Annotated in this window: 1 tRNA gene and 1 pseudogene; one reads left to right on the forward strand and one right to left on the reverse strand. The window is 51.0% G+C overall.

Annotation, left to right across the window (positions count from 1 at the left end):
- Positions 1-17 precede the first annotated feature (17 nt).
- Positions 18-90, reverse strand: a tRNA-Thr gene (locus J3T92_RS09430).
- Positions 91-372: 282 nt separating this feature from the next.
- Here J3T92_RS09430 and J3T92_RS09435 point away from each other — a divergent pair.
- Positions 373-1,678, forward strand: a pseudogene (locus J3T92_RS09435) (hypothetical protein); the annotation flags it as partial.

The following is a 1,678-nucleotide window of genomic DNA, read 5'->3' on the forward strand; positions in this document are numbered from 1 at the left end:
AGGGCAGCTGTCAAAAGAGCCACTTGACAGAATCGAACTGTCGACCTTCTCATTACGAGTGAGACGCTCTGCCAACTGAGCTAAAACGGCCGCGCCCCCAACTCAGACCAGCCAGAGTCAAGACCGTGGATGGTCGCGAAACGCCGGTTATGGAATATCCTATCTGAATCCCAGATAATGCTTTCGATTTCTGTACGCTTGGAACACGTAAAGCAAAAAATGATGATGCATTGTTGTGCTCTATGTGCAGTTGCCTTAATTGGGGGTAAGCCAAAAGTGGAGTTGATTTGTTCTAGAGCATGATTTCATTGTGATCTGGGGGGTATTGCATTGAAGCGTTTGCAGGGACGGGACGCTAAGGGTTCACTGCGTGTGAGTCGTTCGATTATCGCTGTTCTGGTGACCCTTCTGGCGGTGCTGGCCATGGTTGTTCCGCTTGGGCTGAGTGCTTTGTCGGCCGGTCAGGCGAATGCCGTGGACGGGCAGGACGGGACGGCCGGCAGGAAGCCGCTGCTTTACAAGATGCTGGCTTATAACCAAAGGATTGATTCCTCCATTGATGAGCTGCGCATGGACTTCATCCTGCGCGTGAAGCACAACGAGTTCGACCCTTCCTGCGCCAATGCCACCGGCGGTTACGATACCACGGGCTCTTGTAATCTATCTTTTATATACCCGTATGAAGGTTCCACTAATCCGCCGCATTATCGCCGAATAAAGTATCTGAACACCATAGCTTCAAAATCATCCACTGATCCGGCCTGGACCGGAGCCTATAATTGGGCCAAGAATCAGGATCAGTTTTTCACTGTCCATAAGATCATAAACTCAGGTCTATATGACTATTTGACCATTTCCGTTGAGGGTGATCTGAATCTTGGGGATACGGGTGACTCGTCAGCCCATAAAACGGGTGGTGTCGACGAGCCTCTGAACATTTACGCAATTGTAGGTCAGCAGATAGGAGCTTTGGGTTGCGGTACTGGTACTGGTACATGGAGCTGGACCCCCTCCAACGCCCTTGATGAGTGCTACTACTTTTATCCTGATATTAATATTAAGGCGCCGGATCGAACTTCTAATATCACTGCAGCTTTAACGGCTGAGGGCAGGGGTTTCAAGAAGTATATGAAAGACTGCTTGGGTAGTGGAGCTAATCTTCAGTGCAGCGGGCCGTGGTCGTGGGTTGGCTGGGATCGGCAGCCAGATCTTTATAGTGGGGGTCAGTCGAATTGGGGCATGGTGACTGATTATGGTTTCCCTTCCTATAGTGGTTTTTACGATCTTTACCGTGTCAGTGGCACTGCTCCTGGTGTAGCACCGTCCCGGTCTTTCTTCGTGTACTGGCTGAATGTTCGCGGCAGCACCTACTACAACCCCGACGGCATATGTTCTGAGACGAATTCGTATTATTACCAGTGGGTGGCTTTGAAGGATGGCCAGTGGGTGCCTGTTGATGAGCTGACTCCTGAGCCGGTTCTGGTGACGGGCCAGCAGCCGTCTACCAATACGCTCACTGATTCGGTGAGCGGGACGCCCCTAGCCTCTTCGTATTCGGCTTTCAATGTGAGTCCGAGGGATCCGAAGTATCTCAATAATCCGAATGAGTTGTTTGCGACTGATAAGGATGGCAATCCTATGCCTGCGCAGAATTCGGACGGTTCCATCAATTTCGGGG

It is taken from the genome of Bifidobacterium sp. B4081, assembly GCF_026537335.1.
In the GTDB taxonomy this organism is placed as follows: Bacteria; Actinomycetota; Actinomycetes; order Actinomycetales; family Bifidobacteriaceae; genus Bombiscardovia.